The sequence below is a fragment of the Vibrio sp. Y176 genome (assembly GCF_033438945.1).
In genome coordinates, this window is the sequence record NZ_JAWOQS010000002.1 from 562,837 (window position 1) to 588,538 (window position 25,702).

Annotated in this window: 25 protein-coding genes; 6 read left to right on the forward strand and 19 right to left on the reverse strand. The window is 45.0% G+C overall.

The window, feature by feature from the left end:
* Nucleotides 1-12: 12 nt before the first annotated feature.
* The 4 genes from R7O13_RS06675 to R7O13_RS06690 form a co-directional block, all read right to left on the reverse strand.
* On the reverse strand, nt 13-1,206 hold the full coding sequence (locus R7O13_RS06675) for a glycine C-acetyltransferase (protein WP_005375095.1): 1,194 nt from the start codon (nt 1,204-1,206) through the stop codon (nt 13-15).
* Nucleotides 1,207-1,418: 212 nt separating this feature from the next.
* Nucleotides 1,419-3,749, reverse strand: coding sequence for a putative bifunctional diguanylate cyclase/phosphodiesterase (locus R7O13_RS06680; RefSeq protein WP_258655879.1), 2,331 nt, complete (start codon nt 3,747-3,749; stop codon nt 1,419-1,421).
* Entirely contained in the window at nt 3,746-4,678 is a 933-nt protein-coding gene (locus R7O13_RS06685) for a transporter substrate-binding domain-containing protein (RefSeq protein WP_005375093.1), read from the reverse strand. Before R7O13_RS06685 ends, R7O13_RS06680 begins: the two co-directional genes overlap by 4 nt.
* 62 nt (nt 4,679-4,740) lie before the next feature.
* Nucleotides 4,741-6,150, reverse strand: coding sequence for an aminotransferase class V-fold PLP-dependent enzyme (locus R7O13_RS06690; protein WP_005375092.1), 1,410 nt, complete (start codon nt 6,148-6,150; stop codon nt 4,741-4,743).
* 541 nt (nt 6,151-6,691) lie between these two features.
* On the opposite strand from R7O13_RS06690, the gene R7O13_RS06695 reads away from it, so the two are divergent.
* A complete protein-coding gene (locus R7O13_RS06695; protein ID WP_005375091.1) occupies nt 6,692-7,207 on the forward strand; it encodes a superoxide dismutase family protein in 516 nt (171 codons plus the stop codon).
* Between the two features lie 27 nt (nt 7,208-7,234).
* Here R7O13_RS06695 and R7O13_RS06700 read toward each other — a convergent pair whose 3' ends face one another.
* From R7O13_RS06700 to R7O13_RS06715, 4 genes are all read right to left on the reverse strand, one after another.
* The gene (locus R7O13_RS06700; RefSeq protein WP_318303358.1) at nt 7,235-8,608 is read right to left on the reverse strand and encodes a HAMP domain-containing sensor histidine kinase; all 1,374 of its coding nucleotides are present in this window, start codon (nt 8,606-8,608) and stop codon (nt 7,235-7,237) included.
* 103 nt (nt 8,609-8,711) lie between these two features.
* A complete protein-coding gene (locus tag R7O13_RS06705; protein WP_318303359.1) occupies nt 8,712-9,443 on the reverse strand; it encodes a response regulator transcription factor in 732 nt (243 codons plus the stop codon).
* A 146-nt stretch (nt 9,444-9,589) separates the two neighbouring features.
* A complete protein-coding gene (locus tag R7O13_RS06710; RefSeq protein ID WP_005443001.1) occupies nt 9,590-10,285 on the reverse strand; it encodes a spondin domain-containing protein in 696 nt (231 codons plus the stop codon).
* 9 nt (nt 10,286-10,294) lie between these two features.
* Nucleotides 10,295-10,978: a spondin domain-containing protein gene (locus R7O13_RS06715; protein WP_033906705.1), complete on the reverse strand. Its 684-nt coding sequence runs from the start codon at nt 10,976-10,978 to the stop codon at nt 10,295-10,297.
* Between the two features lie 288 nt (nt 10,979-11,266).
* Between R7O13_RS06715 and R7O13_RS06720 the strand changes: the two genes are divergently transcribed.
* The 3 genes from R7O13_RS06720 (at nt 11,267) to R7O13_RS06730 (ending at nt 13,161) form a co-directional block, all read left to right on the forward strand.
* Nucleotides 11,267-11,740, forward strand: a complete 474-nt coding sequence (locus tag R7O13_RS06720; protein ID WP_033906704.1) for a hypothetical protein — start codon at nt 11,267-11,269, stop codon at nt 11,738-11,740.
* Between the two features lie 77 nt (nt 11,741-11,817).
* Complete coding sequence (locus R7O13_RS06725) at nt 11,818-12,747, forward strand: LysR family transcriptional regulator (protein ID WP_172563927.1); 930 nt, start codon at nt 11,818-11,820, stop codon at nt 12,745-12,747.
* Nucleotides 12,748-12,777: 30 nt separating this feature from the next.
* Nucleotides 12,778-13,161 carry a VOC family protein gene (locus R7O13_RS06730; protein WP_222711981.1) on the forward strand — a complete coding sequence of 128 codons (384 nt, stop codon included), beginning with the start codon at nt 12,778-12,780 and terminating at the stop codon, nt 13,159-13,161.
* A 51-nt stretch (nt 13,162-13,212) separates the two neighbouring features.
* On the opposite strand, the gene R7O13_RS06735 is transcribed toward R7O13_RS06730, so the two are convergent.
* The 6 genes from R7O13_RS06735 to R7O13_RS06760 all read right to left on the reverse strand — a co-directional run bounded on the left by R7O13_RS06735 (nt 13,213) and on the right by R7O13_RS06760 (nt 18,234).
* Nucleotides 13,213-14,652 (reverse strand): PepSY domain-containing protein, encoded by a 1,440-nt coding sequence (locus tag R7O13_RS06735; protein WP_318303361.1) that lies wholly within the window; start codon nt 14,650-14,652, stop codon nt 13,213-13,215.
* Between the two features lie 151 nt (nt 14,653-14,803).
* Complete coding sequence (locus R7O13_RS06740; RefSeq protein WP_250155488.1) at nt 14,804-15,163, reverse strand: hypothetical protein; 360 nt, start codon at nt 15,161-15,163, stop codon at nt 14,804-14,806.
* Nucleotides 15,164-15,382: 219 nt separating this feature from the next.
* Nucleotides 15,383-15,772 (reverse strand): cytochrome b562, encoded by a 390-nt coding sequence (locus R7O13_RS06745; protein WP_021035869.1) that lies wholly within the window; start codon nt 15,770-15,772, stop codon nt 15,383-15,385.
* Between the two features lie 156 nt (nt 15,773-15,928).
* Nucleotides 15,929-16,681, reverse strand: a complete 753-nt coding sequence (locus R7O13_RS06750; protein ID WP_005375066.1) for a phosphatase — start codon at nt 16,679-16,681, stop codon at nt 15,929-15,931.
* A gap of 83 nt (nt 16,682-16,764) precedes the next feature.
* Nucleotides 16,765-17,211 (reverse strand): SRPBCC family protein, encoded by a 447-nt coding sequence (locus R7O13_RS06755; RefSeq protein WP_005375065.1) that lies wholly within the window; start codon nt 17,209-17,211, stop codon nt 16,765-16,767.
* 99 nt (nt 17,212-17,310) lie between these two features.
* Nucleotides 17,311-18,234, reverse strand: coding sequence for a DMT family transporter (locus tag R7O13_RS06760; RefSeq protein WP_033906700.1), 924 nt, complete (start codon nt 18,232-18,234; stop codon nt 17,311-17,313).
* Nucleotides 18,235-18,362: 128 nt separating this feature from the next.
* Between R7O13_RS06760 and R7O13_RS06765 the strand changes: the two genes are divergently transcribed.
* Together R7O13_RS06765 and R7O13_RS06770 are read left to right on the forward strand one after the other, a co-directional pair.
* Nucleotides 18,363-19,256 (forward strand): LysR substrate-binding domain-containing protein, encoded by an 894-nt coding sequence (locus tag R7O13_RS06765; RefSeq protein ID WP_033906699.1) that lies wholly within the window; start codon nt 18,363-18,365, stop codon nt 19,254-19,256.
* Nucleotides 19,257-19,329: 73 nt separating this feature from the next.
* Nucleotides 19,330-20,388 carry a S1 family peptidase gene (locus R7O13_RS06770; RefSeq protein WP_213968248.1) on the forward strand — a complete coding sequence of 353 codons (1,059 nt, stop codon included), beginning with the start codon at nt 19,330-19,332 and terminating at the stop codon, nt 20,386-20,388.
* A 16-nt stretch (nt 20,389-20,404) separates the two neighbouring features.
* On the opposite strand, the gene fliJ is transcribed toward R7O13_RS06770, so the two are convergent.
* Genes fliJ through fliF form a run of 5 tightly spaced genes read right to left on the reverse strand, consistent with a single transcriptional unit; the run spans nt 20,405 to nt 25,702 of the window.
* On the reverse strand, nt 20,405-20,845 hold the full coding sequence (gene fliJ, locus R7O13_RS06775) for a flagellar export protein FliJ (RefSeq protein WP_005384016.1): 441 nt from the start codon (nt 20,843-20,845) through the stop codon (nt 20,405-20,407).
* A gap of 24 nt (nt 20,846-20,869) precedes the next feature.
* Complete coding sequence (gene fliI / locus R7O13_RS06780) at nt 20,870-22,216, reverse strand: flagellar protein export ATPase FliI (protein WP_005375057.1); 1,347 nt, start codon at nt 22,214-22,216, stop codon at nt 20,870-20,872.
* Complete coding sequence (gene fliH, locus R7O13_RS06785) at nt 22,209-22,964, reverse strand: flagellar assembly protein FliH (RefSeq protein ID WP_005375050.1); 756 nt, start codon at nt 22,962-22,964, stop codon at nt 22,209-22,211. The genes fliI and fliH overlap by 8 nt, the downstream gene beginning before the upstream one ends.
* A gap of 4 nt (nt 22,965-22,968) precedes the next feature.
* Complete coding sequence (locus R7O13_RS06790) at nt 22,969-23,982, reverse strand: flagellar motor switch protein FliG (protein WP_005375048.1); 1,014 nt, start codon at nt 23,980-23,982, stop codon at nt 22,969-22,971.
* Complete coding sequence (gene fliF, locus R7O13_RS06795) at nt 23,951-25,702, reverse strand: flagellar basal-body MS-ring/collar protein FliF (protein ID WP_005384024.1); 1,752 nt, start codon at nt 25,700-25,702, stop codon at nt 23,951-23,953. The genes R7O13_RS06790 and fliF overlap by 32 nt, the downstream gene beginning before the upstream one ends.

The window sequence follows — 25,702 nt, forward strand, 5'->3', positions numbered from 1 at the left end:
AGGCCTAGAATCTTAAATAAGACCCATGTCCTTACCAACTTGGATGAACGCGTCGATTGCACGGTCTAGTTGCTCGCGAGAGTGCGCCGCAGACATTTGAGTACGGATACGTGCTTGACCTTTTGGTACTACAGGGAATGAGAAGCCGATTACGTAGATGCCTTTCTCCAGCGCACGCTCTGCAAATTCTGCTGCTACTTTTGCGTCGCCAAGCATGATTGGGATGATTGCGTGGTCAGCACCACCCATTGTGAAACCCGCGTCTTCCATACGAGTACGGAAGTGTGCTGCGTTTTCCCATAGACGATCACGTAGGTCACCGCTCTCTTCTAGTAGATCTAGAACGCGGATAGAAGCGCTTACGATTGCTGGTGCAACAGAGTTAGAGAATAGGTATGGACGAGAACGCTGACGTAGCCAGTCAATCACTTCCGCTTTACCAGATGTGTAACCGCCTGAAGCGCCGCCCATTGCTTTGCCTAGCGTACCAGTGATGATGTCGATACGGTCAACCACGTTGTGGTGCTCGTGCGTACCTGCACCTGTTTTGCCCATGAAGCCAACAGCGTGAGAGTCATCAACCATAGTCAATGCGCCGTACTTCTCTGCTAGGTCACAGATAGCCGGAAGGTTTGCTACTACGCCGTCCATTGAGAACACACCGTCCGTTACGATAAGAATGTGGCGAGCACCTGCTTCTTTCGCAGCGATCAGTTGTTGCTCTAGCTCTTCCATGTTGTTGTTTGAGTAGCGGAAACGCATTGCTTTACATAGACGAACACCGTCGATGATTGACGCGTGGTTTAAAGCGTCAGAGATGATTGCGTCTTCTTTGCCTAGAATAGTTTCAAATAGGCCCGCGTTTGCGTCGAAACATGATGTGTAAAGAATCGTATCTTCTTTACCTAGGAACTTAGAAAGCTTCTGCTCAAGCTCTTTGTGGATGTCTTGCGTACCACAGATAAAACGTACTGAAGCCATACCAAAGCCGTGCTCGTCCATGCCTGCTTTACCCGCTTCGATAAGTGCCGGGTGATTGGCAAGGCCAAGGTAGTTGTTCGCACAGAAGTTTAGTACTTCTTCACCAGTAGAGATTTTAACAGCCGCTTGCTGTTGAGACGTGATGACACGCTCTGATTTGTAAAGGCCTTCCGCCTTTACTTCTTCGATTTGCTGCTGAATCTGTTGGTAGAATGCAGAAGACATTTGAAATTCCTTCCTAGTTATTTTGGCGAGTATTTACTCGTTTAGAATTAGGCTTAGCCTTTATGTGACGGGCGTCACGGGCTATCACTCATCAATTAATTGTAGTGTAATTCAAGGAAGGAGGAAGGATTATACCTTAAGGTGGAAAAGCATTAATGAATCCTAGGCACAAATTAAATTAATGCTTTTCTATGAGGTTGTTATAAAAGGAATTATAGCCAGGTAGGCTTAGCCAAAAGTGCTTCAAAGTCCTTAGCAGGTAATGGTCGGCTATAGTGGAAACCTTGTCCGAACTCACAGTTTAGGTTTTTCAGGTAATCCACATGACGCTGTTCTTCGATGCCTTCTGCGACGATCTTAAGATCCAGCGCTTTCGCCATTGCTATGATTACGTTGACAAGCTCGCGGTCTGAGTCGTTCTCGAACATATTTTGCATAAAGCTACGATCAATCTTTAAGCGGTCGAACGGAAACTTCTGCAAGTAACTCAGCGCAGAATAACCAGTACCAAAATCATCAATAGTAAGTTTGGTGCCTAACGCTCGTAAGTTATTAAGCATGTCTAATAGCTCAGAATCGTGATTGAAGAGGAGACTTTCTGTCACTTCAATATCGAACTTATCTGACGGAAGACCAGACTCCTCAAGGCTGTGTTTAATAAACGTAAGTAAGCGCTCGCAGTACCTAAATTGAACACTAGAAAAGTTTACAGAAACAAACAACGGAGTCAGACTCTGCCATTGTGCCGCTTGTCGACACGCTTGTTGAATAGCAAACTCACCAATTTGATGAATTAAACCATTTTTCTCTGCAATAGAGATAAACTCTTCAGGGTTTACGAATCCGTACTTGTTATCATTCCAACGCATTAGCGCTTCTGCCCCTACGATTTTACCACTACTCAGCTCAATAATTGGCTGATAATACAGCTCTAACAACTGATTGGAGATCGCACTTCTCAGACGATTTTCCAGATCTAAGTAACGTTGCAAGTCTTGGTTCATATTATGGTTATAAAAACAAAAGCCATCACGCCCATCTTGTTTCGCCCGATACATTGCCATATCAGCACATGCAAGGAGCTGCTCAGCGTTGTCTCCGTCATCCGGGAACACAGACATTCCGACGCTGCTACTCAAGAAGAATTCATGGTTGTTCCAAACAAACGGATCGTTAAACGCCGAAAGTACACTTGAAGCAACTCGCTTTGCAGTATCATTATCAGGCAAATCAGGGATGACGAGTAAAAACTCATCCCCACCAATTCTCGCCAATAAGTCTGTTTTTCTCGCGACTTGATACAGTCGCTGAGCACTGAGTTTAAGGATTTCATCCCCAACAAAGTGTCCCATTGAATCGTTAATCTGCTTAAAGTGGTCTAAGTCGATGAACATCACCAAAACTTTAGACCCACTACGCGATGCCCTAATTAACTCCAAAGCCAATCGCTCGGAACCATAACTACGATTAGGTAAATTGGTTAATGTGTCATATTTAGCTTGGAAGGCGAGTTCTTTTTCAGACGCTTTTCGACGTTCAATTTCGTTCGTTAATTTTTTATTCTGTTGAGAAAGAATATCTTTACGCTTTTTTTCTTCCTCAAGCTTAATTTTCAATTCAATCCTATTATTGTTCGTGATGAATGCATAACATAAAGCAATGACGATCATAACGGCCAGAATACTCAAACCAATAATAAAGAGTCGTGATGTAAATATATCTCGTTCACTCAAAGGCTCGAACCACGCCATCAATTTGAAGTGGTGTTTATCCACAGGCACTTCAAAGTAAATTTTTCCGTCTACAGCCTCAGAAACGAAATAGTTCTCATCCTTATTGTGAGAAGGTGTTTTATTTATGGTATCCCATACAACCATTTCCACGTCTTTTATTTTTAGCACCATTCGGCTATAACTATCTTCGTGTTCTTGGTTAGTAAGTTGGTCAATAACAATATTCTTATTAAGATCGGCAATTAAAAAGGCGACAGGCTTTCCGGAGAACTTAACTTGCTTAATGACTTGAATGCGAACGTCATCATTGTATCGCGTCGCACAAACCTCTTCGGGATGCCCGTGTTGAGTCATTAAGGTTTGTATGTCCATTTTGTGCTCGGCAAGGTTTTCAGATCCAGTGGTGACAATGGTGACTCCATCACTGCCTACCAGCGTGAGCTTCTTATAGATTTGGCTGCTATTAATTAGCTTACTGTCTATCTTCTCATCGAAGCGACGCTTTAAATTAATTAGACTGGCTCCTAATCCATACTCCATTGACATGCCAGAAGCTAAATTACCAAAGAATGTTTGTATTGTTTTATCTGTAGCTAGATTATCAACATCTTCACTCGCTATGGTAAATAAATTATCGAGTGTGCTTGCATAACTTTTTACTTTTAAATCTAGTTCTCTGTATTGAGATTCTTTTAATTTATTTTGACCTACGCTAGTCACAGTAATAAGCATAGCTAGGTAAATTGAAACTAATATTGCGCTTATTGTAATAAATCTTTTACTGGAAAATTTTTTAACGGCCTTATTCATCGGACTTTCTTTTTATCTTCTATAAAGTAATCGTTATAAAAGTAGTAAATAGATGGATAGTATTTTTTTACTAATTTTTCGTATGAACCGTCTTTTTTTATCGAGTCTAAATAACGATCAAATGCTTTGCGTAATTCAGGGGAATTTTTACGGAATGCAACAGCCATTTTTTGATTTTCAGATATAGGGCCAATGACTTTTATTTCACCCGGCCATTTTTCGAGGGCAATTAGCGTATCCGCAACATCTAATAATGTGCTTTCCGCATCATTTTTCATTATCGCTGGAACCATCTCATTAAGGAGACGCGCCCCATCAGGTAATATAACTTTTGCACCTGTGTCATATAAGTCATAAAGGTTAGGATCCAAGCAAGAATGTTCTAAAGCTAACACTTCGCGACCATCGATCAGCTGCTTGACGTTTTTAACATCTTCATCGACCGACCCACTTGGTTTAATCGGGCTCAGACTAGAGTCGGATCTGGAAACCAACCATACACCTGAAGGAAAATAATCTTGTGAAAAATCGACAACCTCAGAGCGCCAATCAAGAATAGTAACGCCATTTGCGATCAAATCGCCTTCAATTGGAACACTTTCTCCGACAACAGCCTGCTTGTTGTGATATTGCACATTTTGCCCTGTCAACTTACCAACCACGTCGCTCCACTGTGCTGGAACATACTGGTACTGAACACCTAACGACTTGGCAAAACCTTTTATTATCTCTACATCCAAGCCAGTCAAAGTTTCCACTTCACCTTGTTCAATATAAGAGACAAAGTTAGCGTACGGGACACCAATGTGACGCAGTACACCGCGTTCACGGATTTGTTGTAAATCGTCTGACCAAGCGGCAGACGACGCAACAGAGGTAACCATGAGCGCCACCGTCGCTAAAGTTCTTTTGAATGTTATGACTGACATAATAATATCCTTACCTTTCACAAAGCGCCCAATAATGGGCGCTTGAGTGATAAACAACGATGTTAGAACGACGAGTAATACAAATTCGTCATCGCCACTACGAGCCCTTCCACATCTTGTTCGTCATGGAACAAATGTGTAGAGATACGCAGCGCGTAAGTATCAAAGTCATCATCCTTATGCAGCTTAAAGCTAGTCGTACGGATGATGTAACCATACTCTTCACGTAAACGATCTCGGAATTCCGTCAGTATCTCTTCATTAGTTACATCGGAGAACGGGTTAACCGTCGTTAAGCCACTGGTTAAGCCTTCCACGTTTGGTGAATACATTTTGGCTTGTGGTAAGTACTCTTGAAGCAAGGTTTTACATAAACTACCAAGGCTTACAACTCGCTCTTCGATACGGTCTCGACCAATCTCATCCCACATTTTGCAACTATCAACTAGTGCTTGTTTCGCAGGATAGTTATCGTTACCAATGTATTGCATTTGCAGCTGTTTACCCAGGTAATCAGCATGAGAAAGTGAGGAGTTGATCAACCATAACGGGTTCTCTCGGTCGCTCCAATACTCATTCAAACGGTTACCGTTATCACGAACATACAGAATACCTGTCGCGCCCGGACCACACTGCCACTTATGACCAGATCCTGCATAGAAATCACAATCCATATCGTGGAAATCAAGGTCAAACATACCGACCGTATGAGCGCCATCAACAAGAGTAGGCACACCATACTCTTTTGCTAAAGCACAAATGGCTTTTGCTGGTAGCGCGGTTCCTGTTTTGTATGTGATATGAGAGAAAACAATTAGGCGAACGTTTTGATTCGCATCAAGCGCGTCTCGGAACGCTTGAATGTAATCTTGCTCAGAAACGTTTTCAGTACCAGTAAATACTGGTAGTTGAATTTCTACCACATCCACACCAAAACGATGTTTCGCTACGTTCATAGGTGATGTTGCAGCAATATGTTCATGGTGTGTCGTTAGAATCACATCACCTGGTTCAAAGTGTAAGCCATTAATGATCGAGCATAAGCCATCAGTAGTGTTGCGGCTGAGAATGATCTCTTCTGGGTTAGCACCAAAACCTGGTGCGACGTCTTTAACCATCTCAGAAACATACGGCCAAGAGCCAAATTTGCCTTTCATATCCCAAGGATATTTAGCCACTAGCTTGTTGTTATGCTCGTAATCTTCAAGAACATGTTTTGGCATTGAACCTGTTGTACCAATGTTCATGTAAGTGGTTCGTTTGTCCAAAACGAACTGTCTTCGCACTTTACGCCAGAAGCGCTTATCATGTTTTCTACCTAGCCCGCGGCTGCTCCAATCAATTTTCTGTTCTCGTGCTTGAGCTACGCCTGAGAAAGCGGAAGCACTCACACCAGCAACAACAGCTCCTGTTGCGCCTTTCAGAAAATTACGGCGGCTGCTATTAGTCTGAATAGATTCCTTGTCTTTCATCTTTTTCAATCCTTGTCGGAAATTAGCCATATTATTAATTTTAAGTGCGTAACTATCTGTTACTAAAACATTATTACCCATTACAATCAGAGTTTAATTTTTTCCTCTGCCATTAAGTGACTTTAGTTCCAATTTTTTATCTTATTTGATGATATAAGCAACAGTTTGACCACAAATCTATAAACAACAATGTTCACATTAATATATTCGTTAATTTGATTATTCTTTATTGCGGACAATTCCACCAAATTCTTTATAAAACAATTATGAGCTTTGTTATAAAGTCATTAAAAATTTAACTTTGCGTTAATTTAAAAATATTCAGGCTATTTTAAGATTGGCGTCTATTCTTTTTATATCTTAACGATCTCAACATGTTAAGACTAAATAAAAGAAAGCTGATTTCGGATCGAGATATCAGTTTAAGACCATAAAGTGATACACATCACTCTATGACATAAACTCACCGCTCAACAGACATAAGTAAAACAGGTTTTCACTAATATGTGCTTGAGCGTACACCCTAAAAGAAGGAGGTCCCATGTTAAAAGGATTGCTATGCATTTCAGTTGCATCCGCTCTTGTCGCCGCCCCTAACGCGCTAGCAAAAACGGTAGAAATGACTGCTCTCAACACCAATGAGAGTGCGGGTACCATTGAGATTTCACAAAGTGATTATGGCGTTGTTTTTACGCCTCAATTATCAGGTTTGTCAGCAGGTGTGCACGGTTTCCATGTTCACACTAATCCATCTTGCGATAGCATAGAAAAGGATGACAAAACCGTATTAGGCGGCGCAGCAGGTGGCCATTATGATCCTAACAACACAGGGAAGCATGGCTATCCTTGGACCGATGACAATCATTTAGGCGACTTGCCTCCACTCTATGTGGACATGGACGGCAATGCCAATCAGCCCGTTGTCGCGCCTCGCCTAAAATTATCGGATTTAAAAGGTCGAGCGTTAATGATCCATGCAGGTGGTGACAATCACTCCGATCACCCAAGTAAGCTAGGTGGTGGCGGCGCTCGCGTCGTATGTGGTGTTATTGAATAAACATTAACTTATGTCTCACACTTCTCTTTAGATTGCGAGAAGTGTGAACTTCTGTTGATATTGAGAGGATGTTGCATTGGTCTCAAGGTAGCTGTGGTGAAGCATTAAGATCGATTGAACAATCTTCGTCCCGATCCCCAAAGAACCGCCCTCCGCTTCTTCCTCGATGTGATTGACGAAGGTAAAGTGGATACGCGACTTATCCTCACTCAAATGCGCTTGGCAATGCACTTCCGAGCCGATTGGGCTGTGACGCAATGCGTTTTCAAGCAGGTTCAACACCAACCGCTCTAAGAGTCCTTTATCACCCACGGTTTGGATCTCGCTATCGATATCCACTTTCAACACCACTTCTTTACGAGAAAACTGACTCTGCATCGTTTCAGCACATTCTGCCATCAACGCGCCAAGATCTACGGGGCGGTACTCGTAGTTTGGCATTGGTGCTTCTTTGCGCGCGGCGTCTAACAAAGAATGCAATTGAGTTGAGAGCTTCTCACAATTTCGGAAAGCAACGTCAATCAAAGGATCGGATTCCGGATGTTGCAAACGCCACGTTTCCAAATAGCCCAGCACACTCGATAACGGCGTTTTTAAATCATGACTAAGCTGCAACAAGCTTTGACGACGATGAGACGATTGATACTCCAACTGTAAAAACTGCTGCTGAATGTGCTTCGCCATCATCTGATAAGAGTGCGCAATCAGCACGAGCTCCGGCACTTGGTGAGTAAAATCAGGTTGCAGGCGGAAATCATGTTCAGCTTGTTGTTGAAGTTGCTTGGTCACACGTTCAATCGGATTCAATAGGCTACGTTTGACTAGCACATAAGCTCCAAGGGCAAAGCCTAAAATGGACACTAAGACCAATCCTGCCAGCGCGATGTAAGGGGTATCGACTTGAGCATTGGCAATGGCGTCATGTCGGGTACTGCCAATCACCACGTAGAGATAACCGACCGTAGAGCCTAATTCCTCTATCGCCGCGACAGAAAAGACTTTGTGCTCACCACGATTGCGTGGGTCTTCACCCAAAATAGGAAAAGGCTGGTCATTTAAGAATTGCTTAATGGGATTGAGATCCACCTTCCCCATGATCTCCGCCCCTTCCGGTGCAGCATGGGTGGTGATGTTACCTTGGCTATCGAGGAAGTAGATTTCAAAATCAGGGCCGATCAGCATGAGCGTGTGAAAAATCGACTTGAGCGCTTTCGGATTGTAATCCGTCCCGATCATCAGCGGATTATCATCACGCATGTGGCTGGCTAGATCTTTATGCAGGCTTTGCTTGGTGCGTAACTCAATGGTTTCTTTTTGCCAATTGTAAGTCAGTGCAATCACCACCGCCGCGAGGCAAAACCACAAGCTAGTAAATACCACTAAGCGAGATTTGAAGCTCACCCTATCGCCTCCTTAAACAGCGATGTTTCTGAAACACCCGTGATGATTGAAAAATGACGGTGAAAACAGCTGCCGACTTACTGTCTTGACTTACTTTCTTACATTAGTGTCTTGGTTGAAACTTATACCCAACCCCCCACACGGTTTGAATGAAGTGATGATCAGAGTCAGACAACGACAATTTGCTGCGTAAACGGTTTATGGTGCTACACACTGTGTGGTGATAACCAGAATGGCTGGTGTTCCAAACGTGATCGAGCAATTCATCTTTACTGTAGACTCTGCCCGGACGAGTCGCGAGAAACTGCAGCAAAGTAAACTCTGTCGCGGTAAGAGTGACATCCTTGTCGTTTAGGGATACTTGGTGCAACTCCGGAATAATTCTCAGCGGACCAAAATCCATCGCATCATTGAGGACTTCATTTGCTACTTTGGCTTCTACGGTTTGGCTGACTCTGCGTAGCACGTTTCGCACTCGTGCTTGGAATTCTAATACGCTAAATGGCTTAGTGATGTAGTCATCAACGCCCGCTTCTAAACCGTCAACCTTGTCCATTTCACCGTCTCTGGCTGTCAGCATGAGCACTGGGCTCCAATCTTGTTGCTGACGCAAATAATGGCAGATGTCTAGACCATCACCATCTGGCAAACCTCGGTCAAGGATCAATAAATCAAAGGGGTGTTGCTGGTATTGCGCTTTAGCATTGGCGACATTTGTGGCTCGCGACACTTGGTGTCCTTGAAACTTAAGATGCATCTGAACCAGTTCTGCCAAATCATCGTCATCTTCCACCAACAAGATGTTCGCGACTAAATTGATTGCCTGTTGTTCCATGGTCCTTTCCTTGCCTTCGAGTATCCTCACTTTGCACATGACCGGAACAAATTAGAAATTCTTTCAAAAAAGGTTCCGATGACGCCATGAGGGATAAAGCGCTCGGCTACAAGCGCTTTGGAAAGGAGACGTCATCGGAGCCTGTGTTACTCGACTCGAGTGATGGTGACTTTCGCACCTGGGTTCAAGAAACGATGGTTCGCAGAGAGTGCTGAGTTTGCTAATCCATCATCTTGGCTAACAACACCCGCATGGAATGCAACAACGTCACTGCTGTCATTACGAGCGGCATTGAAACCCTCACCGCCACCTGCTGGGCCCGGAATGGTTGCGGCAAGCTCATCATTCAGTTCCGTGCCGGAATCCCAAACGTTCATGCTCATTTCATAGCTTTCACCCACTGCGAGCGATTTGAGCGATAGCCCCGTTTCACCAACAAAGGCATCATTGGTATTCACAAACATAGACGCCACAGACAAGTAACCGTAACGACTAGGGTCAACCGTGATGGTGACTTCGTCCGATGCACCCGGCAACACCAATCCATTGCCCGAAATGCCTTGGTAAACACTGTCATTGCTGTTCATCAACTCAATCAGCTCAGCGTTACTCCCGCCTTCGGCAAGATGCTCAAGTTCAACAGATGCGGCTTGTCCAATTTCAAACAGTTGGTAGTCACCATTGTGAGTGAGTACCGCGAGCGGAGACATAGGTTGATTCGCAGTCAAGTTCGCCACGTTGACGGTGTAGCGGTACGATTTCACTACATCGTTATCATCATCGCTTGGACAACCGGCGAGCAAGCCGACTGAAGCTGCAACTAGTAAGATTCTGTATTTCATACATCCCCCTTACTTCACAACGATTGTGATGGTTGCAACTGGGTTTAACCAACGATGGCTGCTGCTGTCTAGGTCACTGATGCCGCCTGCTGGATCGCTATCACCAAGGTTACCCGGATGCACGTGAACTTTGTCGTTAGTTACCGTTGCTTCAACGCCTGTGCCGCCAGTACCAAAGGTAATGAAAGGTGGGTTTGGCATGCTAGACGCAAGTTCATCATTCGCTTCTGTACCGGCATCGTAACTTCTTAGCGTTGCTCGGTATGTACCCGCTTCCGTTGGAATCTTCCAACTATCCAGACCGACGAAACCATCATTGGTTGGCAACAACATCGCGCTCAGAGAAAGATAACCGTGGTCGCCACTGTCCAAGGTGAAGGTGGTTGCAACACCCGGATTCAAAATGCCACCAGCAGGATTCTCAACCACCGCACCACCAGCGTTACCAATCACACTAGCAAGACCAGAGATATCACCGCCTTCTGCCATTGCTTCTAGTTCTGGCGTTGCTGCTTGACCCGTTCTGAACATTTGAAGATCAGAACCATGTGCGGCAACAATAAGAGGCGTAAAGTAGATGCCTTTGGTTGCGTTTGTCACGGTGATTTCCAATTCCGCCGCATTCACTGATGCAGAGCCTAGTGCCATAGCGACTGAAGTCATGACGAGTCCGAGTTGGGTACGTTTTTTCATTGTGATTCCATCCTTTAATGAGGGTTGAACTACCCAAGCCCATGTGTACGGCTTTACTTCTTTGTTCGTGACTTGAGTAGGTTAAGCATTACGTTTCGAACGTTTTGCGTTCTTGCCTCTAAGAATGACGAGCAAATCTATCAGCAACTTCATCGAATTCTCATAAAATTCTCACAAGTTCTGTTCGAATTCTGTCAGCAGCACTTTTTTACTCTTAATCAGGTGTTTACACGTCGCGCTTTCCCCTCCTACAATGCGATATTCCCTGTTTAAATCACGATTCTCACCATGATTCATAACGTTCTGTCTGCCTACTATGGCGAAATCTACGGCATCGCTTTTTTCAACCACTACTTGAGCCATTACACCCAAAGTGAACAACAAACACTATGGCAAACCTTGATTGAAGTGGAAGAGCTAACCGCAGAAAAGCTCAAACCTGTACTGCTAACAAATGGCATGGATATCGAAAGTCGACACCAAGAGATGCTGGATAAAGGCTTGGCAGATGCAACTAAGTGGATTGGTTTACCATGGCAAGAGTTGGTGGCGACTCTTCTGAAATGGGTAGAACCTTATGAGGTCAAGTATCGAGAGTGGCATGAAGAAGTGAACGCTTCACAGCAGTATTCAATCGCTGAGCGAGAAGCTATCGAGTTAATTGCAGACCACGAAACGGCCATTTATCACTGTTGGCAGCAATACCATACTGGTGAATCTGGCTTGCCTGCACTCAATGCATTTTTGGCAAAATATCGTTAAAGCGAGACGGTGACACTTGAACCTCGTGAAACCGTACCAGACAATATCGTTATTCCGCTGCGCAGAACTGAACAATTATGGTTAATCCAAAACTCATTGCCCTACTTCCTGATCTTGCTTCGTTTATCTTGGTGGTAAACGAAGGCAGTTTTACCGCTGCTGCTAAACAACTCGGCGTAACGCCATCGGCTTTAAGTAAGTTGATCACACGGTTGGAACAAGCCCTCTCGGTCAAACTGTTTGAGCGCACGACTCGTAAGTTGATCATCACTCAAGCTGGGCAAAAGGTTTACGACCAAAGCATCGCAATGGTGAATGCCGCGCAGCAAGCCGTTGAGCTATCTGCGGAAGATCATGCTGAGCCAACAGGCGCACTCACAGTAGCAGCCCCTGAAGCATTTCTTAATTCGGTGCTTCAACCGTTTGTGTTGCCATTCCTAGAACGTTATCCAAATATTCAGCTTAAGCTGCGTGCAGCAGATGGTGAGATTGATCTTTTCCGCCAAGGAATTGATGTCGCATTTAAGCTCACCGACAAACCCGATGAGAATCTGGTCCTCAAAGAGATCAGCAAGACCAATCTTGTTTTGTGCGCCTCTCCAGATTACCTAGCCAAACACGGTATGCCAGAGCACCCAACCGAGCTTGAGCAGCACGACTGTATTTACCTTGCCGAGAACGACAAAGACAATATCTGGTCGTTCTTTAAAGAGGAAGCTTTCCACTCGATTGCAGTAAGTGGACGCTACGCCGTCAACCACTCTCAAATGCGCTTGAACGGGGTTAAGTCTGGCTTGGGAGTTGGGATCTTCCATGACTTCGTGATCAAAGACGCGTTAGAGCAAGGGGAAGTGGTGGAAGTATTGCCGGATTGGATGATCAAGAGTAACTACCACGGCGCTATCGCGATGCAGTATGCGCAAACCAAATACATGCCTGCTCGTCTGCGCGTGTTTATCGACTTCGTTAAGGAGCATTTAGTCTCCGAGGACACTAACCATGCTTGAGGATACGAGCCATGTTTGAAGAGGCTAACCATGTTTAATGCTATTCATCACGTCGCGATCATTTGTAGCGATTACTCAAAATCAAAACGCTTTTACACTGAAGTGTTGGGGTTAAAAATCATTGCTGAAAACTATCGTGAAGCCAGAGACTCCTACAAGCTTGACCTCGCTTTACCTGACGGCAGCCAAGTTGAACTGTTTAGCTTTCCGAGCGCGCCAGAGAGACCGAGCTTTCCTGAAGCACAAGGGCTACGACATCTCGCGTTTTTGGTTGATGATGTTGAACAAGTGAAAGCCTACCTAGAATCGAATGATGTTGAAGTTGAGCCAATTCGTATTGACGAATTCACAGGCAAAGCCTTTACCTTCTTCCAAGATCCAGATGGCTTACCGCTGGAAATTTATCAGAAATAAAAAGAGCCAGCACTTCGCTGGCTCTTTTACTGTTTCGCTCTTTATCTGTTATTAATTCAACGCCGTTTTCAGCTTCTCAACTCGGTTGAACAACAGCCAATCCAGTGCGAGAACCGTAACAATCGCGAAACCGCCCATCGGGAACGCGAGACACAATATCACTAACGTTACTAAGCCAAGCTTCCAAATACCTTCTTGCTGAAACTTAGGTGGTGCGCCCAATGCGGCACTGCGACTTGGTCTACGAATCCACCACATCACCACACCTGTGATTGAGATTAAGATGAACGCCAAACAGAACATTACGTTGAGCACTTTGTTAAGCACACTGACATCGCCTTGGTGCAATGACACACCTGCCGCCATGAACTTGGCAAACAAACTGTAATCTTGCCACGTTACATCCACCAACAAGCGACCGGAATACTGGTCAAAGTGGCTGGTGCGATCTTGTCTTGGGTCGGAGATATCGCCACCCATGGAGTTAGCTGCAACAGTGTAAACGCCCGTCTCAGAGCGTGGCAAAAACAGCTTATAGCCAGTGAAGCCCATCATTTCAGCTTTGAGGACAATATCATCAATGGAGAGCGCATCATGGTTGCCTGCGTATGCCATATCTTCCTTCATATTGGCATGATCATGAGCGGGTTTGTCTTTCGATTCAGGCACAGCAGCAAGCTCTAAGTTCCATGGCATCTCTTCTGATGCACCATGATTCAGGTCTTTGTGTGTCAGTGTCGACTCTGGTTTCTCACCCCATGTGTAATAGGTTGGGAAGGTATTCCAAGCTTGCACCATTTTCGCGCCCCATATCCCAGCCCAAGACAGACCTGAAATCAAAAAGAACAACAGAACAATTGATAGCACACCACCTAAATTCGCATGCAGATCTCGCATCAAAATACGAGTTCCACTGCCAAAACGAATTTTCAAAAAGCCAGCACGGCTTGCGTTGTCTCTTGGTAACCACAGGTACAAACCAGACACCAACAGTAAAATGCCTAAACTGGCGGCGATTTCAATTAAACGGTCGCCTAAGTCTCCGATGAGCAACGTACCGTGAATGCTGTTCATCAGTTCATAGATGCTATCACCACGATTAATGGTGCCTTGTACGTCTCCTGTATAAGGATTTACTGCAACAATCAGTGAGCTGCCTTCTTGGTTTTGAATCGAGAAGCGGTTGGCAATATCGGCCGTTTTAGCAGGTACAAATTGAGTGACATTAAAATCGGGGTAGGCCTGCTTTACGGTTTCTAATTGTACAGAGACGGGAACCATTTGCTCTTGTGGTGAAACTTGTAATGTCGCTTCGTATCGAGCCAATTCGATTTCGTCATCAAACAACATCACCAACCCCGTGAGGGAAAGCATGAGCATAAATGGAATGACGAACAAACCTGCGTAAAAGTGCCATCGCCACGTCATAAAGTAGATGGATTTTAAGCGTGAGGCTTCCTTGAGTTGAGGCTTTGCCGAGTTTCTCAACATGTGTATTTTCCTTTTTTCATTGTTGAACACCCAAATTCAGTCAAACGCATCCTGCACATACACATTCGTATGCGGCGCTAATTGACTTAGATTTGGGAGTACCACTGCTCGAAGTGGCAGTGCTATGTGACTTTACTTGTTATTGTTTTTGTTATGAGAAAAAGGAAACTGGCGGCGCTCGAGGAACTGGTGTTTCAAATCGCACACTTAGAGCCAAATAAGCATAGCTGTCAGAAATCACCAAGCTCAGTCTTGAGAGTATTGGTGTCGTTGGAAGTGTATCGTGATGAAAAGTCGAGAAGTGGCTAAAAGGACAAGGCTTACCTTTGTGGCTGACAGAATTGTCGCCCTCTTCTATTTGGACCAACTCAAATCCGTTAAGCGTACATAGCGTCGCCCACACGCCCATGCTGTTACCATGAGCATTGATAACAGGCATCAGCGTCACTAGCACCCAACTGAGAGCACTAGCAAATAACATCGAGCGGTAAAAAGGAATTAATCTACGCATAACGGTGACTTAACAAATTTCACACAGCGTAACCAATTTTGAGTGATAGCTCAAAAAACAGTATCAATAAGTGGTTGCTACCTCACAGGTTTTCTTGAATGCATCGATTGACAGGCGCAAAAAAGCCCGCCGAAATGGCAGGCTGATGATGTGTTCATTCATTACTTAGAGATAACGCGTAACCCACTGCCACGAGCAAATGCTCCGCTCAGTAGATAATTAGCCAAACAACTTGCTCCAAATGCTTGGATTGCGCTTGTCGTGGTACTCTTCACGAAGACTATCGATTTCACGCAGTTGAGCTTTTGCTTCTTGTAGCTTGCCCGCATCAAGATCCGCTTCAATCTTATCTAGCGTTACCGTCAGCTTGTTAAAGCCTTCTAAGTAAGTATCAAACTTCTCTGGTGGGTAATTACCACGCTTAGATTGTTCAACAATCGCTTGCAAGCTATCAATCGCAGATTTCATGGTTTCGACATCAGATGCTTCTGCCGCCTGTTTGAATTCCATCTTCATCTGTTTCATGTTTTGTTTTAAATCAACCGCTTCTGCCATTGCGTATGTTGAGCCAAACGCAATCGCACACCCTAGGACTAAAGGACGTAACATTTTTCACTTCTCCATTTATAGTGCCGAATTCTGTGTCGGCTTTATTCACCCAAATAACCTACGCCATAAAAGGCGAAAAACTAGCTTAGTTGAGTATTTCCGGGTCGCAGTGTAAAGCAATCTGGCGTCGGGTGCATACCTTAAATGTAATCAAGTTTATGCGTTGAGAATGCTGTCATATTCTGCAATTGGTTTACGGCCTCTCAAAGCTAAGAAAGACAAAAACTGCTGAGCGGTGTGAGTAATCACTTTCTTGCTATCAATACCCACTTTGTCCATTAACTCTCCAACCAAATCCAGATTACCAACATCGTGACAGAAGTGCGCGTCACTGCCCGTGGTGAAGAAAACACCGAGATCTTTCCCGATTTGTGCAATCTCGTGGCAACGGTCTACGCTGCCTACTCGGCTGTTGCCTTTCAGCGTGGTGTTATTAATTTCAATCGCGACATTGTGCTCTTTCGCGCACGCTAAAACGGTCTGAAAATCAAAGTCGAAATTTGGATTACCAAGATGACCGAGCGCATCAATACGACCACTCTGAATGACATTAACAAGTGCTTCCGTGTGAGTTTGCTTGTTTGCAGGACGAAAAACGGGTTCATGAAAACTCGCAATCACCCAATCTAAGTTGCGGTCCACACTCAGTGGAATATCAATGTCGCCTTCGGTATTCATAATGTTAGATTCAACGCCGCGAATAATCGCAACGCCTTCAAGAAAGCGAGGCAGAATTTTCTGGTTAGAGAAGAACCAGTAATGAGGCGCACCCGGCATTGATTCTGCGTGATCGGTCGTGCAGAACATATCCAGCCCGTTCTCTTTTGCCAACTTTGCATTTTCAATCAAGGTACTGTACGCGTGACCACTTGCGTACGTATGTGTATGGGTATCAACTTTAAATTCCATCATCCACTCTCTAAGGTGCGCTATCTTGCGTGCTATTGTATACCTTCAGGCAACGCATCGTCAGCCCAAGATAAGCAAGAACCCTAAGCTTGCTCTTCACTAATGGCTTTTATCAAGGGTAAGGCTTTTTCCCATCCGTGATTAAACATGGAAACAAAGTCATTGTGAGTATGAATGGTAACATTGAGTAGTAAACGATCGTTGTTGGTATCGATCTGGTAGATCTCTCGCGATCCGATCCACCTAGATGCTAGGTCAGCATCGAGTTGTTGACGATTATCCGGATTAAAAATGGCAACGTGATGAAATTCAAGTTTTTGAAGGGGTAGCACCGTATCTATGATTGCCCTTGTCCCGCCCATATCTGGATCAAAAAAAGTGATGCCACCTCCTTCTTCCCAAGCTCCTTCAAATTGAGACTGCGGTGAAAAGGCTTGTGCCCAACGTTTATACAACTCAACATCGGTTAGCACTTCCCACACTCGTTGCGGTGTCGCCGAAATTTCGACGTAATAATTTAGCGTAAGCATGACTTCTCTCCCTGAACCTTTCTTGACGCTAGCCCATACTCAGGAAAAATCAAACCACACGACCAATTTATCTACCTGCCCGCTTCATTTTCCGACAGACTAAGAAGTTCTCGCTTGTAAACCGCCACTGCGATGCGCCTTAAAGCGAACCCAACATGTGTTCAGTATGATTGCGAGCACTATTAAACTCATCCCAACAATTTGACTTTGACTCATTCGGTCTTCAAAAAACAGGCTCTGCCAAACCGCAGTGAACAATAAGTTAGTAAAAATGAGTGGCGCAAGTTGAGAGCCACTGCTTGCCAGTTTATATGCTTTGGAGCGAAAAACTTGGGTGTTAATGATCATCAGAGACATCATACCGATCCACAGCGTATTTGAAGAAATCTCAGGCGCCATAACACTCATATTAAGTAACACGTCGAAGTCGTTAAACAAAGTTAGCGGCAACAGAAATACGGCAGCAAAACCAAACGCCCAAAAGTTGATTTCTAGCGGCGACATATTTGTTTTACTCACTTTATATAACGTAAGCTGAGAACCAGAATTGAAGAGTCCCCCAGCCAAGCCGAGCAATAAATCCGCTCGCCATGTAATCTCACTTCCACCGCCCGCCAACATAACCACACCAGTGAACGCCATTGCTAAAGCCGCCAATGTTGAAACACGAATGCGCCCCCTCATGAACAGCTTTTCAACCAAGGGAATAAATAATGGGCCAGTAGCAAACAAAACGACCCCCTCAACGAGCGTTAACGTTTGTAATGACGCGATAAAGCAAAGTTGTGACAAACCGATACAAAGAGCACGCAATAAAATAGGCTTTAGCGTGCCCGCTTTAGGAAAGGTAAGGTTTTTCACACGAAGTAAGATAAGCAAGATAAGCGCAGGCACTAAAAAACGTAAGAAGCTAAATAGTGTGACGGAAAGTTCGCCTGACAACTGCTTTGCTAACAGTCCAGTAACAGATAAGCTTAACGTAGACATCAACATGAAAAGGATAGATTTATTTACAGCATTCATTCAATACTCCTTAATATATGGAGCATTTTAAAAGACATCACTTATCGTAAATAGCGAGTAATATTAACCATTGATGTAAGAAAAACTTACAGTTTAACTTATCTATCACCAGCTACGGTTTTTAAATTATGCGGAAACTAGTCCCCTTAAAGTCCATCTACGCATTTGTTGCAGTAGCTGAGTCTGGCAGCATGACAGAAGCAGCACAGATATTAAGTGTGAGCCACTCAGCCGTAAGTCAGGCAATTAAATCGCTGGAGAGTCAAGTCAACAAGCCTCTATTTGATCGCATAGGCAGACAAGTTCAACTCAACGCGGACGGTAAAAAGTATTACAGGAAGGTGGCACCCGCTTTAGAGCAAATTGTCGATGCAACGGAAGCACTCATCCAAGATCAGAACTTGCAGCGTGTTACGCTCAATATGGTGAATTCATTGGCTCTTCACTGGTGGATTCCTCGAATGTCAGATTTACAAGGGTTTGCTCCTCAATTAGACGTTCGTTTATCAAACCTGTCTGGCAGATTCAATTTAGAACAAGAAGGTATCGACGCGGCCTTGGTGCATGGAAATCCCGAAGAATGGCAGGATTACTACTGCGAAAAGCTCAGTGAAGATGAACTGGTTTTGGTGTGCAGTCCTGAATTGATAGCGAAGACAAAGGACTCAAACATCACTCAACTCTTAAAGCAGTATCCCATCATTGAAGTTACTAACGAACGAAGAAAAAATGACTGGAACGTGTGGCTGGACGCGACGGGTATCCAGCGACCTAAAAATAAAAAACCAATCACTTTTAATATGTCGATACAAGCCGTCCAGGCCACAACTCGTCGTTTGGGGTTATTGGTCACTCATCGCTTGTTTGTGAAGGATGACATCAAATATGGTCAGCTAATCGAGCTGGGTGAACCCGTCATTAATCCTCATCAACAGCTTTACTTTGTATGCCCGCCACACAAGCTAAAGCTTGAATCGTTTCATCTGTTGCGATCTTGGCTACAACAATCATTCAACTATTAGAAACTTTTGTTAAGCACATTCACTGAAAAACTAGTATAAAGTTAGAGGAGCACTTTTCATCCAAGGATGGTTTATGAAGCAGTATCAAATATGGCTAAGCGCACTCTGTTTTGCAGTATCTTTGAGTGCGACCGCAGAAGCAGAAAATGATAACCGCCTTTCAGAACAAGGGATCTCCACGGCAATTATTGGAGGGCAGCAGGCGACCCAAAACCAACTTCCTTTTTTTGCACGTCTTATTCTACATAAAACTGGCGCTAATCAGTTTGCCAATATTTGTGGGGGAACCATTGTAAACGACCGTTTCATTTTAACTGCGGCTCACTGCGTAGAACCAAGCGTTTTCACTGACGGGTGGACAATCAACGATCTACGAGTGCTAGTCAAAAACCCTACGATGAATGACGTGTTTGTTGAAGAATTCAAAGATGTTCGCTCTATCACGATTCATCCTGATTATGTGCCTAGCGATTTATGGATTAATGACATCGCTGTCCTTGAATTGACTCGCCCTATTACCGATAACGTTCAATCCATCACTTTACCGCAAGACTTTGGAGACTACAGCAGCAAGACGGTTTATCAGATATTCGGTTTAGGTCAGACCTCGACTAGTGATGAAAACGGGCCAAACTATTTACGCTGGGCAGAAGTAAAACCCCTTACCGACACCCAATGCGCTTCGCTGGTAACAGGGTTTAATGCTCAGGAAAGTTTATGTGCGAATGGATTTCCTGAGCGAAGCTACACTGGTATCTGCCGCGGTGACTCAGGCGGTCCTCTCACTTATCAAGACAATAATGGCATGTATCAGCAAATCGGTATTGTTAGCTATGGTTCTTCTGTTTGTGAATCTGCTGCGATTCCGAGTGTGTTTACTGAGGTTCTAAATTATACAACGTGGATTGAAGCCCAAACCAGTTCGGGAGTGAAAACTCGTTATAACCCCCTCTTAGCAAGTACAGAAGATTATCATAGTGAAGGCGATTCCGGCTTTGAACCAGAAGATACTAACACGTCGGGCTTTGACGATAACGGCAGCAGCGGCGGCGGTGCTCTCGGATCAGGGTTGATCATGCTTGGAGGCTGGTTTGGTTGGCTAAGACACCGCAGAAATGATTCGCGCTCCTAGTTGCGTCAACAAGACATCATAATATCTTGCGCTTAACGCGAGAGTTAATGATGTCTTCAATCATCTTTTGCTCTTTTTTCGCTTTTTCATAGTTCTGCTTAGTACGCCAACGCTCAAGCACTTTTTCTAACCCTTGAACGCGTGCGTGCTTGTGTTCTAGTGTTTTCTGTACAGATGCACATTCCGCTTGCATAACGGCTTGCTCTTGCTCGTGGTGACGAAGCATTCTTTGTAGCATTTGGTCAACACGATTAAAGTTCATCAAAGCCGCGCTCGTCAGCGTCGGGCCGGTTCGGGTTGATTGTCCAGCGTGGCCTTTCAACGCCGATAACTGTTCCAATTGCATTGAAAGATGGGAGTGACGCTGACGCATGGCATCAAGTTGTTGACCCACACGATCACGCTGTTTTTCTTCCATTTGCTGTAACTTGCCTACGGCTTTTAACTTGGATTTCATTTCAGCCTTGTCACTCCCATTTGATTAAGCACTTTGAAAAAGCTGCGCGAGCTCGGTCAAACTAGTTGGGTAATCTACAGACTCATTGGCAGCTTGTTGTAGATATGCACGCAAGTTTGGATACATAGCAACAGATTGATCTAACTCAGGATCTTGTCCTGGTTGATAACCCCCTAATGGCAGTAACTCTTTAACCTGAAGGTAGTTGGAGTACATTTGACGGAAGTTATTCGCAATCGTGCTGTGTGCGTCCTGCGTACAAGTATTCATACAACGGCTAATAGACGCGTTGATATCTATCGCGGGATAATGCCCTTGCTCAGCTAGTTGACGCGATAAAACAACATGCCCATCTAAGATGGCGCGCGCGGAATCCACGACAGGATCTTGTTGGTCGTCCCCTTCTGCCAATACGGTGTAAATTGCCGTTAAGCTACCATGTTGATTTTCACTGTTACCCGCTCGCTCTAGGAGTTGAGGTAACACGCTGAAGACAGAAGGCGGATAACCACGAGAAGCTGGAGGCTCACCGAGCGAAAGAGCGATTTCGCGCTGTGCCATGGCGTATCGGGTTAGAGAGTCCATCAGAAGTAGAACGTCTTTGCCTTGGTCTCGGAAATACTCTGAAACGCGATGACAAAGTAGTGTCGCTCTTAACCTCATTAGCGGGGATTCATCAGCAGGAGCCGCGATAATGATCGCTTTCTTGCGCGCTTCTGGGGTTAAGTTTCTCTCGATGAACTCACGTACTTCTCTGCCTCGCTCACCGATAAGCCCGACCACAATTACATCGGCCTCCGTGTTTTTGGTGATCATCCCCATTAACACACTTTTACCGACGCCACTGCCAGCCATCAAACCAATACGTTGGCCTTTGCCTACCGTCAATAGTCCATTAATAGCACGCACGCCTACGTTGAGTGGTGTATCAACTGGGCGTCGCTTCAGTGGGTTAATCGGTTTTGGTTCAAGTGAAACTCGATCTCCCCCCTTAAGCGGTGCCCCATCATCTAACGGCTCACCTAAACCATTCAGTACGCGTCCTAACCACTGAGAGCTTAGCTGCACGGTACTGTCACCATCAAGAGGGATGACTTTTGCACCTGCAAACAGACCGCCTAAACGGCGGATAGGCATGAGGTAAGCAATAGTGTGTTCAAAACCCACAACTTGCGCTTCGATCATATCGCCTTCCGCGGTTTCTACGAGACAACGCTGCTCAAGCTTAAACCGACACCCTACGGCTTGTAACATTAGGCCGTTTACTTTTATCAATCGCCCTGTTACGCGAGCAACAGGGATTGAATCGAGCGAAGCCAAGGCTTCGCTCAAACGCTCACTTAATAGTTCATGGCTTAGGGTATTACTCATGCTCAGACTCTACCTGTGGAATACTGACTTCATCCAAAAGGTGTTGCTTTACATTGTCCATACAGGCTTCCAAGCGAGAGTCGCAGCTCGCATCCGCTTCTGCGTCATCAGTCACTAACTGACAGCCACCAATAGGAAGCTCCGTATTAGGGACCAGTTTCCAAGATTGCGGCAAATCAGCATTGATGTGAGTAATGCGCTCTAAATCTTGCGGATTTAAATGCACAGTTACTGTTTCCGCTTTACCAGGCATGGCAGACAATGTCTCGTCCACCAAAGCTAGGATCTGCTGAGGCATTAAAGTGAGCTCGGCACGAATCACTTGCTGAGCTACCTTTTGTACCAGTTCACAAATCATATGACGTTGTTGCTGCTCTTTTTCATCCTGCCAACGAGAAAGGGCGTGAAAAAGTTCATTGACAGGCTTCGCCGCCTCCAAAAAGCCTTGCTTTCCAGACTGCTCACCGGAAACAAAGCCTTTTTGGAAACCTTCTTTTTGGCCTTCCAACAGACCTTGTTGCTTGCCCTGTTCGATACCTTGGCGTAAGCCTTCCTCATGTCCTTGTTGCAAACCTTGTTGAAAACCTTCTTCAAGTTGCTGTTGGATATCTATTTGAGGTTCTTGCCAGCCTTGGTTATCTAGCCCGAATTCGTCTTCGATAGTCTTAGGTTGCGCTAAAGGCGGAAAACGGTGTAAACGATACCCGCTCGGAGGCAATCGCATAGTACTTGATTTTGTCTCTAGCATGACCTTACTCCACCGTTGGCTCTTCATAGAGAAGCAGCTGAACTTCACCAGATTCATCCAGCTCACGTACCATTTGCATGATGTCTTGACGTGCTTTTTGAACTCGACTTAACGCAACAGCGCCGCGTGCGTCCATGTCATCTTCTAGCGCTTTCACCATACGTTGCGGCATTGAACGCTTAATAGCTTGTTGTAAGGTAATATCGGAACCTTTTAGCGCAACTGCCCACAACTCTAGCGGAATCTGCTGCACCAACATGTCCATAGTTTCTTCTCGTTGTCGGCCAAGAACCATAAAGTCGAACATGTTTTCTTCGATTGCATTAACAACATCTTCATCATGCAACTTCAGCATTTCCATCAATGAACCACGGTCACCTTCAAAGCGGTTAATGATATCTGCTGCTTGCTTAACACCTGATAACGGCGTGCTTTGACTCGCGGATACTTTTTCGATGCAACGCTCAACGAGTTCATGCAAATCAACGGCAACTTGATGATCGATATCTTGCAATTGAGCAATACGGAACAAGATTTCGTCATGGTAATCTTGTGGCAAGTGCTTCAATACCGCTGAAGAGCTGTCTGCTGGCAAATACGCTAGAAAAATTGCTTGCATTTGTGGGTGCTCGTTCACAATGAAACGAGCGAGAGTTTCTGCTTCCACCCACTGTAAGCGCTGCATATTGTTGCGAATTTCATCGCCATATAAGGTATTTAATAACCCTTTTGCCAAATCGTTACCCAATGCTTTACGCAATGTATTAGATAGGTATTCCTTAGAGGCTCCTCGAATACCGCTGTGCTCACGGAAATCTTCAAAGAAAGTTTGAATAACACCACGAGCAGAATCGCTCTTAATGCCATTTAACTTCGCCATTGCACGAGTCACACGCTGGGTTTCATCACGGCTAAAGTGTTGCAAAACCTTCGCTGCGGCATCCTCGCCCATGCCTAATAGCACGAGCGCGGTTTGTTCAACATAACTAAGCGTCTGCTTTGATAGAACTGTGTTCATTGATGTTTACCCATTGTTTCAGTATTTCGGCTACGCGCTCTGGCTCTTCATTAGCAATAAGCTGTAGGTGTTTCAATTGAATTTCTAATGGCGAACCTGCTGGTGGTAGCATGTCGCTGTTTACATCTAAACCTGAAGAGGCTGAGATGCCTTTTTCTGATAGGCGGCGATCAAGTACTTCTTCATGCTCGCGCTCTTCACGCGTTTGCAAGTTTTCGTAGTCAGGCTCTTCCTGAGGCTCAGCAAAATTTAGCTCAGGCACAGGTTTATCAACGCCAGTTAGGTGCATGATTAATGGACGCAGTACGAAGAAGATCATCGCCAAGCCTAACAAGCCACCAATAACGTAGCGTATTGGCTGCTGTACTGTAGGGTCTTGCCACCACGGCAGTGCAGGAGGAGCATCAATTTCAATTGGGGTGAAGTTGAAACTCATTAAACTTAAGCTGTCACCTCGTGTGGCAGAGATACCAACAGCATCCATGATCATGTTTGAGATTTGCTCTTTATCGGCTTCACTCCACGCCACACCATCTGGCGAAGCTTTCGAGTTCAACAGAACCGAGACACTAAGCTTTTCTATTTGGCCTTGTTGGTATTGAGTACGACGAACACTACTACCTACAGCATATTGACGATTCACTTCAGATCGCGCATTCGTGTTTTGGCTGTCGTTCGTTTCCACTTCACCAGATCCTGTCACTGGCGGTTGGTTACTTAGAGAACCAGGAACACCCAACGCAATTTGATCAACCGAGTTGTTATGAATGGTGTGCTCATTACGCACAACCGGCGCGTTATCCAAAATTTCTTGTGTTTCTTCAACTTGGCTAAAATCCAGATCGGCAGCGACTTGTACTCGGAAGTTACTCGGCCCCACAATCGGCGTAAGCATATCTGCTGCGCGTTGGATGATCTGTTTTTCAACACTCTTCTGGTATTCAAGATATTTCGCGTTTACTTTACCGGCTTCCGCAGAAGCGACATCCGCACTAAGAAGACGGCCATACTGGTCAATGACAGAAACAAATTCTGGCTTCATTGCCGTGACACTGCCGACCACTAGGTTAATGATCGCTTCAACTTGTTCAGGCTTTAAGTCTTCACCAGGTTTGAGCTCAAGCATGACAGATGCTGAAGGATTCTCACTGTTTTGGCGGACGAATAGAGTTTGACGAGGTATTGCTAAATGAACACGCGCGTTCGCTACTGAGTTCAAAGACATGATAGTACGTACTAACTCACCTTCTAAACCATGACGATAACGCGCCGTTTCCATAAATTGGCTCGTACCAAGAGAGCTATCTTCCTTGAGCGAATCCAAACCTGTCGGCAGCTTAGCTTTAACACCTTTTGATGCAAGCAACATGCGCACCTTCGCAACCTCACCTTCTGGTACAAGAACTTGTCCATTTTGCTCTTGCATGCGGTAGCTTACGCCTTCGCTTTCTAATACCGACACAATTTCGCCGATATCAAAACGCTCTTGTTGGCTATATAGCGGACGAAAGCTCTGCGAGGAACTCCATAGTGCAACCACAATAATCGCTGCAACAATCGCAGCTAACACCGCAGATAGCACTAAGTTTCTCTGACTGCTAGACCAGATTTGCTTCAGCTTCGTTGTCACATCGTCCATGCCGTTGGCAGTAGAAAATGTCTGTGCTGTGCCGGTAGCCATAGCTGTGTTTCCGGCGACTTGGGGGGTTAGTTCTGACAT

Coding starts and splice junctions, on each gene's coding strand:
- R7O13_RS06675 (WP_005375095.1), bottom strand. CDS start 1,206: ATGTCTTCTGCATTCTACCAACAGATTCAGCAGCAAATCGAAGAAGTA.
- R7O13_RS06680 (WP_258655879.1), bottom strand. CDS start 3,749: ATGAATAAGGCCGTTAAAAAATTTTCCAGTAAAAGATTTATTACAATA.
- R7O13_RS06685 (WP_005375093.1), bottom strand. CDS start 4,678: ATGTCAGTCATAACATTCAAAAGAACTTTAGCGACGGTGGCGCTCATG.
- R7O13_RS06690 (WP_005375092.1), bottom strand. CDS start 6,150: ATGAAAGACAAGGAATCTATTCAGACTAATAGCAGCCGCCGTAATTTT.
- R7O13_RS06695 (WP_005375091.1), top strand. CDS start 6,692: ATGTTAAAAGGATTGCTATGCATTTCAGTTGCATCCGCTCTTGTCGCC.
- R7O13_RS06705 (WP_318303359.1), bottom strand. CDS start 9,443: ATGGAACAACAGGCAATCAATTTAGTCGCGAACATCTTGTTGGTGGAA.
- R7O13_RS06710 (WP_005443001.1), bottom strand. CDS start 10,285: ATGAAATACAGAATCTTACTAGTTGCAGCTTCAGTCGGCTTGCTCGCC.
- R7O13_RS06715 (WP_033906705.1), bottom strand. CDS start 10,978: ATGAAAAAACGTACCCAACTCGGACTCGTCATGACTTCAGTCGCTATG.
- R7O13_RS06720 (WP_033906704.1), top strand. CDS start 11,267: ATGATTCATAACGTTCTGTCTGCCTACTATGGCGAAATCTACGGCATC.
- R7O13_RS06725 (WP_172563927.1), top strand. CDS start 11,818: ATGGTTAATCCAAAACTCATTGCCCTACTTCCTGATCTTGCTTCGTTT.
- R7O13_RS06730 (WP_222711981.1), top strand. CDS start 12,778: ATGTTTAATGCTATTCATCACGTCGCGATCATTTGTAGCGATTACTCA.
- R7O13_RS06735 (WP_318303361.1), bottom strand. CDS start 14,652: ATGTTGAGAAACTCGGCAAAGCCTCAACTCAAGGAAGCCTCACGCTTA.
- R7O13_RS06740 (WP_250155488.1), bottom strand. CDS start 15,163: ATGCGTAGATTAATTCCTTTTTACCGCTCGATGTTATTTGCTAGTGCT.
- R7O13_RS06745 (WP_021035869.1), bottom strand. CDS start 15,772: ATGTTACGTCCTTTAGTCCTAGGGTGTGCGATTGCGTTTGGCTCAACA.
- R7O13_RS06750 (WP_005375066.1), bottom strand. CDS start 16,681: ATGGAATTTAAAGTTGATACCCATACACATACGTACGCAAGTGGTCAC.
- R7O13_RS06755 (WP_005375065.1), bottom strand. CDS start 17,211: ATGCTTACGCTAAATTATTACGTCGAAATTTCGGCGACACCGCAACGA.
- R7O13_RS06760 (WP_033906700.1), bottom strand. CDS start 18,234: ATGAATGCTGTAAATAAATCTATCCTTTTCATGTTGATGTCTACGTTA.
- R7O13_RS06765 (WP_033906699.1), top strand. CDS start 18,363: ATGCGGAAACTAGTCCCCTTAAAGTCCATCTACGCATTTGTTGCAGTA.
- R7O13_RS06770 (WP_213968248.1), top strand. CDS start 19,330: ATGAAGCAGTATCAAATATGGCTAAGCGCACTCTGTTTTGCAGTATCT.
- fliJ (WP_005384016.1), bottom strand. CDS start 20,845: ATGAAATCCAAGTTAAAAGCCGTAGGCAAGTTACAGCAAATGGAAGAA.
- fliI (WP_005375057.1), bottom strand. CDS start 22,216: ATGAGTAATACCCTAAGCCATGAACTATTAAGTGAGCGTTTGAGCGAA.
- fliH (WP_005375050.1), bottom strand. CDS start 22,964: ATGCTAGAGACAAAATCAAGTACTATGCGATTGCCTCCGAGCGGGTAT.
- R7O13_RS06790 (WP_005375048.1), bottom strand. CDS start 23,982: ATGAACACAGTTCTATCAAAGCAGACGCTTAGTTATGTTGAACAAACC.
- fliF (WP_005384024.1), bottom strand. CDS start 25,702: ATGTCAGAACTAACCCCCCAAGTCGCCGGAAACACAGCTATGGCTACC.